10 protein-coding genes are annotated in these 7,713 nt (G+C 31.3%); 5 read left to right on the plus strand and 5 right to left on the minus strand.

The genetic code is table 11. The annotated features are described in order from the left end of the window. From RSB60_RS10020 to RSB60_RS10030, 3 genes are all read right to left on the minus strand, one after another. The coding region (locus RSB60_RS10020; RefSeq protein WP_442879666.1) for an anti-sigma-I factor RsgI family protein at positions 1 to 602 on the minus strand (602 nt) is incomplete at its 3' end. Further along, complete coding sequence (locus RSB60_RS10025) at positions 589 to 1,086, minus strand: RNA polymerase sigma factor (RefSeq protein WP_332616096.1); 498 nt, start codon at positions 1,084 to 1,086, stop codon at positions 589 to 591. The genes RSB60_RS10025 and RSB60_RS10020, both read right to left, overlap by 14 nt. Positions 1,087 to 1,109: 23 nt before the next feature. Then, complete coding sequence (locus tag RSB60_RS10030) at positions 1,110 to 1,367, minus strand: hypothetical protein (RefSeq protein WP_332616098.1); 258 nt, start codon at positions 1,365 to 1,367, stop codon at positions 1,110 to 1,112. A gap of 174 nt (positions 1,368 to 1,541) precedes the next feature. Between RSB60_RS10030 and RSB60_RS10035 the strand changes: the two genes are divergently transcribed. From RSB60_RS10035 to RSB60_RS10045, 3 genes are all read left to right on the plus strand, one after another. Then, positions 1,542 to 1,967: an Hsp20/alpha crystallin family protein gene (locus RSB60_RS10035; RefSeq protein WP_323380749.1), complete on the plus strand. Its 426-nt coding sequence runs from the start codon at positions 1,542 to 1,544 to the stop codon at positions 1,965 to 1,967. Between the two features lie 106 nt (positions 1,968 to 2,073). After that, entirely contained in the window at positions 2,074 to 3,165 is a 1,092-nt protein-coding gene (gene serC, locus RSB60_RS10040; RefSeq protein ID WP_332616100.1) for a 3-phosphoserine/phosphohydroxythreonine transaminase, read from the plus strand. After that, a complete protein-coding gene (locus RSB60_RS10045) occupies positions 3,162 to 4,325 on the plus strand; it encodes a 3-phosphoglycerate dehydrogenase family protein (protein ID WP_332616103.1) in 1,164 nt (387 codons plus the stop codon). The genes serC and RSB60_RS10045 overlap by 4 nt, the downstream gene beginning before the upstream one ends. A 34-nt stretch (positions 4,326 to 4,359) precedes the next feature. Here the strand turns inward: RSB60_RS10045 and RSB60_RS10050 are convergent, their stop codons facing one another. Next, positions 4,360 to 4,764 (minus strand): hypothetical protein, encoded by a 405-nt coding sequence (locus RSB60_RS10050; RefSeq protein WP_332616105.1) that lies wholly within the window; start codon positions 4,762 to 4,764, stop codon positions 4,360 to 4,362. A 124-nt stretch (positions 4,765 to 4,888) separates the two neighbouring features. Between RSB60_RS10050 and RSB60_RS10055 the strand changes: the two genes are divergently transcribed. Further along, a complete protein-coding gene (locus RSB60_RS10055) occupies positions 4,889 to 5,563 on the plus strand; it encodes a response regulator transcription factor (RefSeq protein ID WP_323380751.1) in 675 nt (224 codons plus the stop codon). Continuing rightward, the gene (locus RSB60_RS10060; protein ID WP_332616107.1) at positions 5,560 to 6,846 is read left to right on the plus strand and encodes a sensor histidine kinase; all 1,287 of its coding nucleotides are present in this window, start codon (positions 5,560 to 5,562) and stop codon (positions 6,844 to 6,846) included. The genes RSB60_RS10055 and RSB60_RS10060 overlap by 4 nt, the downstream gene beginning before the upstream one ends. Before the next feature lie 23 nt (positions 6,847 to 6,869). Here the strand turns inward: RSB60_RS10060 and RSB60_RS10065 are convergent. Next, a partial coding sequence (locus tag RSB60_RS10065) for an HAD-IC family P-type ATPase (protein WP_332616109.1) occupies positions 6,870 to 7,713 on the minus strand: 844 nt, incomplete at its 5' end.

Raw genomic sequence — 7,713 nt, forward strand, 5'->3', positions numbered from 1 at the left:
GTATAGGTATCATCACTTTTTAAAATGTTTTCAATTCTTGTATATTTACCTACTCCCATATTTCTTTGTCTTGCTTTATCAAACGTTTCCTTATCAACGTACTGCATATTGCAACTTTCATTACGCATATGCTTTGTAAGTACCTCATTCACTTGTGTTCCCAAATTCAATTCTTTACTATCACTATCAGAGTAAATGATTATTTCTAAATTTTCATTATTTAAGATTTTTTGATAATCTTCAAGTTCAAGTATTATTGCCATGGCATCTTGAACATTTAACCCTACTAAATCAGTTTTATTTTGAATAAACTTTACTTCTTCTCCTGTTGTTTCAATTGAAACTACTTGATCGTTATCATTTAAATTTAAAATGATACTTGCATCTGATTCCATCGCAACCGCGCTTATAATAAGATTATTTTGAATGATAGGAGCATTTCTAAAAGAAGGAAAACTCACTAATACTGCCAATATTAGTACTGAAACTAATGTGATAATAAGTGATGGTTTAAAATATTTCATTGATTTCTTTGTGAGAACTTGTTCAAAAATTTGTTGTTTCTTTTCTTCGCTTACTTCAATATGATCAAGCTGTTTCATCTTCTTCAAGAAAGTCACCTCCTAACATTTTTTTCAACTCTTTTCTACCTCGTACTAACCAAGTTGATACGGTGTGTTCATTTGCTTTTACTATTTTCGCAATTTCCTTAATTGCATATCCTTCATAATAATATAAATAAATTGCATTTTTTAAATTGGGTTTCAGTTTGCGAACAGCTTCTATAAGTCTTCCATCATTGCTTTTTGTTTCTATGCTAAATTGACTAAAATCATCAGTGAGTACTGCTTTCTGATAAAACCAAGAACGGAAGATATCATGACAAGCATTAATGGTAACTCTAATTATCCATGCCTTTTCATGTTGTTCATCGATGAATGGTTCTTTTCTTTCAAAATATTTAATAAAGACAGTTTGAAAAATATCATCGACATCAGCCTCTGATTTGCATTGAATAAAACAAATTTTTCTTACTTCATTTGCATATTTATCAATTGCTTGTTGAAGTTCTAATTCACTAGCCATGAATATCTCCTGTTCATTTTTCTTTAACGATTACAATTCATTCTTGTGCCTTGATATATTCTAGCACGTTTAGCTTGTCCTGTACCATTATCCGCCTTCTTTTGGTTATCACCTTTTTTTGTTAATCCATAATTTTGACATTCACCATCGTTTGGGCAATTTTCCTGAGTGCATTCACCATTATTAGGGCAAATTCCATCACCTTGATAGGCAAATACCCCTATTGATGTCACTCCAAACATTAATGCAGAAATAGCTAATACTGAGATTAATTTTTTCATATTATTTCCTCCTATCTCACTTATAAAACGTAATTTACATTCAAAATAATTCAAAAATATCTATTTTTTAAAAATTAGCACTCTATACTTGACAGTGCTAATAAAAGTGCTATACTATACTTGAAGTTGAGGAAACTTCTTCTAGATATTTCATGAAAGGAAAGAGGCGATATTATGAAATACTATCCTAGAAGCTTGAGTTTGTTTGACGAGATGTTTGATGACATGTTTAAAGATCCATTTAAAACACTGGGTAATAGCTACAGCATGATGAAAACAGACATCACAGAGAAAGATGGTAATTATTTATTTGATATAGAATTACCAGGATTTAAGAAAGAAGATATTTCCATTGAATTAAATAATGGAACACTAACAATTAGTGCAAACCGAGAAAATTCTAATGAAGAGAAAGATGAAGATGGACATATCGTGCGTCAAGAAAGATTCTCTGGCAACTGTTCAAGAAGCTATTATATCGGTGACAACATTCACGAAGAAGACATCAAAGCTAAATTTGAAAATGGTGAATTAAAAATTATTATCCCTAACATGTCTACTAAACAAATCGAAAACAAAAAGCAAATTACTATAGAATAAGGTGCGTAACCTTATTCTTTTTATTTTTTACTTATGCTTGAATGAATTGTTAAAATTCTTTTTTTTTAGGTTTGATGTATAATGGTTGAAAATGGAGGTTACACTTATGAAACGTATTTATAATTTTTCAGCCGGTCCTGCCATGTTACCTCTTGAGGTTTTAGAACATGCAGGTCAAGAAATGACAGATTACATGGATACTGGAATGTCTATCATGGAAATGTCCCACCGTTCAAAATCCTTCGAAACAATTCTAGAAAAAGCAAAAAATGATTTGAAAATGATTGCCAATATTCCTGATAACTATGAAATTTTGTTTATTCAAGGTGGTGCCTCTCTTCAATTTTCAATGGTACCTATGAATTTAATAAAGCATGGAAAAGCAGATTATATTGTTACTGGACAGTTTTCAAAAAAAGCATATGAAGAGGCAACACTTTTTTTGGATGCTAAAATAATTGCATCTAGTAAGGATAAGAACTTTACTTATATTCCAAATTGCAGTGATTTGAATATTCGCGAGGATGCAGATTATGTCTACATTTGTGAAAACAATACAATTTATGGTACAAAATTTCATAAATTACCAAATACAAAAGGAAAGCCATTAGTTGCAGATTTATCCTCTTGTTTTCTATCAGAACCACTTGATATTTCAAAATATGGTATCATCTTCGCTGGAGCGCAAAAGAATATTGGTCCAGCCGGTGTGTGTATTGTCATCCTTCGCAAAGATTTACTATATAATGATATTTTTAAACCAACCCCTACATTATTAAACTATAAAACCTATGTAGAAAATAATTCTATGTATAATACACCACCTACTTATACCATCTACATGTGTGGTCAAGTATTTCAATGGATTAAAGCACAAGGTGGACTTGACGTGTTAAAACAAAGAAATATTGATAAAGCTGCATTACTTTATGATTATCTTGATCAAAGTTCATTATTTAAAGCACCTGTTGTGAAAGAAGCACGCTCGATAATGAACGTTGTATTTGTAACTGGTCATGAAGATCTCGATGATTTATTTGTAAAAGAAGCAAAGAAAGCAGGTTTTGAAAATTTAAAAGGTCATCGCTCTGTGGGCGGTATGCGTGCCAGTATCTACAATGCTATGCCACGAGAAGGTATTGAACAATTAGTCGATTTTATGCGTGACTTTGAAAAAAAATATGGAGGTATACAATGATAAAAATAGCTTGTCTTAATGCAATCTCACCGATTGGGTTAAATGAATTAACACCAACCTATGAACTCACCAAACAAGAGGATGAAGCCCAAGCCTTTTTAGTCCGAAGTACTAATTTACATGAGTATGTATTTAGCCAAAATCTCGATTGTATTGCACGTGCAGGAGCAGGTGTTAATAATATTCCCTTAGATCGTTGTAGTGAGCAAGGCATTGTTGTTTTCAATACCCCCGGTGCCAATGCTAATGCAGTGAAAGAACTTGTTCTTGCTGGGCTCTTACTGGCTTGTCGTGATATTGTCGGTGGTATTGAATGGTGTCAATCTCACAAACATGATGTAGATATTATAAAGACTACCGAAAAAGAAAAAAAGAATTTTGCTGGAGAAGAACTTGCAGGAAAAACACTTGGTGTTATTGGTTTAGGCGCTATTGGCACAAAAGTTGCAAATGCAGCGATAGCTTTAGGTATGAATGTGATTGGGTATGATCCTTTCATTTCAATTCACGCTGCATGGAGTCTTTCCAGTAAAGTTCAGCACGCACTTAATTGTGATGATTTATTAGAAAAAGCAGATTTCATTACCCTTCATCTTCCCTTAACAAATGATACGAAAGAAATGATAAATCAAACATATTTCGATAAAATGAAAAGTAATGTTGTTTTACTTAATTTTTCACGTGATATATTAGTCAATGAACAAGATTTAAAAGTCGCTCTAGAAACACACAAAATCAAAAAATACATTACTGATTTCCCTAATCCGACTGTTATGCAGTTTAAAAATACAATTGTGATACCCCATTTAGGTGCTTCTACAGAAGAGTCAGAAGATAATTGTGCAAAAATGGCAGTGCAAGAATGTATGGATTATTTAGAAAACGGTAATATCAAAAATTCAGTAAACTACCCTTCATGCGATATGGGAATTTGCAAATCACAAGCGAGGATATGTGTTCTTCACAAAAATATTCCTAACATGATTGGACAAATCACAAACATTCTCGCAAAAGAAAATATCAATATTACAAATTTAATTAATAACTCTAGAAATCAAGTCGCTTATACATTGTTGGATTTAGAAAATAAAATTCCTGAAGAAACAAAAAAAATCCTTTCTTCAATTAAAGGAGTTTCAAAAATTAGAGTGCTACAATAAATGTTAGAACAATCTAACATTTTTTCTTTTATCACTATGTTTTTCTTTCAAAACTGTGATGGCATTTTGGACAATCAATTTCAATTTTTCCACGACCTTTAGGAACTCGCACAATTTGTTGACAATTTGGACAAAGAAAATAGCGACGATCCTTATCTTTAAATTGTTTAACAAGGCAAGATATTCTTAACCGTATTGGACGTGTCAGTACCATATACTTATTATTTTCTGCTTGTCTTTTATACCAATTTCGCGAAAACATCCTAAATAACACAACCAATAACAATAGTTGTGAAAATAATCCCACAAAGTAGTTTCTGATAAAGAAAGCATTAACCAAATATATTACTATTGATAATCCAAATATCAGATTATTTAAACTATCATTACCATATCGTCCGCTCATGAATCTTAAAAATGCTGCTTTAAATTTATTCATCTTATCACCTGACACTATTATACCACTTCTACAAAATTTGACGAATGTTAATTTTGAGTAAAATAACACCAATAACATTGCAGTTATTTGTTAAAACACGTAAACTTAAGGTGAGGTGGAGAGTATGATTTATGTTATTGAAGATGAACAAAATATTCAAGAATTAATTGTATATACGCTGAATTCTACTGGCTTTCAAGCAAAAGGATTTAGTGAAGCAAAAAGTTTTTATCCTGCACTTTCTGAAGAAAAACCAGAATTAATTCTTTTAGATGTCATGTTACCTGGTGAAAGTGGTCTTTCAATTCTTAAACAACTTAAATCATCAATTACAACTAAAAATATCCCCGTCATTTTATTAACTGCAAAAAACAGTGAGTATGATAAAGTACAAGGCTTAGACTTAGGAGCGGATGATTATATAACAAAACCATTTGGTATCATGGAATTAGTTGCACGTATTAAAGCTGTATTACGTCGTATGGAAAAACCAACTTCATCAAAAACAATTACATTCAAAGATTTAACTATTGATACACAACGTCATTTTGTATTATTAGGTGATCAACGTATCACATTAACATTAAAAGAATTTGAATTATTGAAACTTCTTATGGAAAACCAAGGAATTGTTTTAACTAGAGATCAATTACTTGAGCAGATATGGGGTTATGATTATTATGGTGAAACTAGAACAGTCGATGTACATATTCGTACATTGCGTTCAAAATTAGAACATGCAAGCGATTATATTGAAACAATTCGTGGTGTTGGTTATCGTATGGTGGATCCTGAATGAAAAAGAAGATTTTCCAAAGTATCGCCATAACTTCAATTATCTTTGTTACAATTGCTTACTTACTATGTGCCTTTTTTTTCTATAATGATATTTCAAAAAATATTCGGTTAACACTTAAAACTGAAACAAATGCTTTAGCTAAATACTATAATGAAGATCCCAGTGTTTTCTTAGAAACTAAATTCTATTCAGATTCACGAATCACATTAATTAATGCTGATGGCAATGTACTCTATGATTCACAATATGATTCAAATAGTTTAATCAATCATAGTAATCGTCCAGAATTCGTTGATGCAGTAAACTTTGGCAGTGCTGAACGTACACGCTATTCTGACACATTGAATGAAACAACCTATTATTATGCACTGCGCTTAAATGATGGATCTGTATTACGTCTTTCAACAATAGCTAACTCTGCATTGACTATTATGATTCCTTCAATTGTCCCTATTATGTTTATTTTAATTATAGTATTTATTGTATGTCTAATAGTTGCAAGATTTCTTACTCGTAAAATTATCGATCCAATCAATCACTTAAATCTTGATATTCCGCTAGCGAATGATACTTATCCAGAACTTAAACCTTTGTTAGAAAATCTTAACTATCATAACAAAATAAGAAAAGAATTCAGTGCAAATGTATCTCACGAATTAAAAACGCCACTCACAAGTATTTCTGGTTATGCGGAAATTATGGCAAATAATCTTCAAGGAGATAATACCCAAGAATTCTCACAAAAAATAGTTGATGAATCAAAACATTTACTTCGCACAATTGAAGACATTATTAAGTTATCTAAGCTTGATGAAGGTACTGTACAGCTTGATTATGATCAAATTAACTATCAAGAAGTTTTACACCAAGTACTCCGCAGTTTGAGTGATTATGCAAATCTAAATGGTATTACTTTGGTTGATAATTCAGTCCCTGTCACAGGTCGTGCTGTTTCACAAATTGTTTATGAAATTTTTTATAATTTAATTCAAAATGCCATTAAATACAATACCCGTAATGGTCATGTATGGATTGATATGAAAGAACGTGGTAAGTTTGTAGAAATAACCATAAAAGATGATGGCATTGGTATTAATGATATAGATAAAGAAAGAATCTTTGAAAGATTCTTTAGAAGTGATAAGTCACACAGTTCGCAAATTGAAGGAACTGGACTTGGACTTGCAATTGTAAAACATGGTGTTGAATTTCATCATGGTACAATTGTCGTTGATGACTACTTAAATCATGGATCAAAATTCACAATTAAACTTAAAAGATAAGCCCAAATTTGAGCTTATCTTTTTTACAATAATTCTTTAAATTTTCTAATATAAATTTTCTTCATATTTGTTACAACAATCATATACATAATAATTATACCTAATAGAATAAAATAATATGCGAATGGCAGTTGAACCATATTTAGTGTTTTTCCAAGTCCAGTCATCGGTAGTATCGTTCCTACTACAATTCCAAATGTTGTACCAAAAATCAATTGTTTTGAAGGAAATGTATGCACGAATGGAGTCTTTGAACTTCTCAACATATGAATAATCGATGTTTGTGTCCATAAACTTTCAACAAACCAACCTGTTTGGAATAATCCGACAAATAAAAGTTGTTTAGCAGGATCCAATGTATGATATGCCCCTCCAAAAACAAATGGACAAACACCAAAGAAGAGTATTGCGTATGTCAAAATATCGAAGATGGAACTTGTAGGTCCAATATAAATCATAAACTTAGATATACTACTTGCATCCCATTGTTTTGGTTTTTTCAAATAGTCCTCATCAACATTGTCCCATGGTATTGCGGTACACGAAATATCATAAATTAAATTTAAGATTAAGATTTGCAGCGGTAACATTGGCATGAAAGGAAGAAATGCACTTGCGACAAGTATTGAAAACATATTACCAAAATTTGAACTAGCAGTAATTTTAATATATTTCATTATATTCGCATACGTTTTTCTGCCTTCAATAATTCCATTTTCTAGAACCATCAAATCTTTTTCTAAAAGAATAATAGAAGCACTTTCTTTAGCAATATCCACAGCTGAATCTACCGAAATTCCAACATCAGCCATTTTCATTGCGGTAGCATCATTAATACCATCTCCCATAAATCCAACTGTATGTCCA

The sequence above is a fragment of the Anaerorhabdus sp. genome (genome assembly GCF_036657415.1).
In the GTDB taxonomy this organism is placed as follows: Bacteria; Bacillota_I; Bacilli_A; order Erysipelotrichales; family Erysipelotrichaceae; genus Anaerorhabdus.

Coding starts and splice junctions, on each gene's coding strand:
- RSB60_RS10025 (WP_332616096.1), bottom strand. CDS start 1,086: ATGGCTAGTGAATTAGAACTTCAACAAGCAATTGATAAATATGCAAAT.
- RSB60_RS10030 (WP_332616098.1), bottom strand. CDS start 1,367: ATGAAAAAATTAATCTCAGTATTAGCTATTTCTGCATTAATGTTTGGA.
- RSB60_RS10035 (WP_323380749.1), top strand. CDS start 1,542: ATGAAATACTATCCTAGAAGCTTGAGTTTGTTTGACGAGATGTTTGAT.
- serC (WP_332616100.1), top strand. CDS start 2,074: ATGAAACGTATTTATAATTTTTCAGCCGGTCCTGCCATGTTACCTCTT.
- RSB60_RS10045 (WP_332616103.1), top strand. CDS start 3,162: ATGATAAAAATAGCTTGTCTTAATGCAATCTCACCGATTGGGTTAAAT.
- RSB60_RS10050 (WP_332616105.1), bottom strand. CDS start 4,764: ATGAATAAATTTAAAGCAGCATTTTTAAGATTCATGAGCGGACGATAT.
- RSB60_RS10055 (WP_323380751.1), top strand. CDS start 4,889: ATGATTTATGTTATTGAAGATGAACAAAATATTCAAGAATTAATTGTA.
- RSB60_RS10060 (WP_332616107.1), top strand. CDS start 5,560: ATGAAAAAGAAGATTTTCCAAAGTATCGCCATAACTTCAATTATCTTT.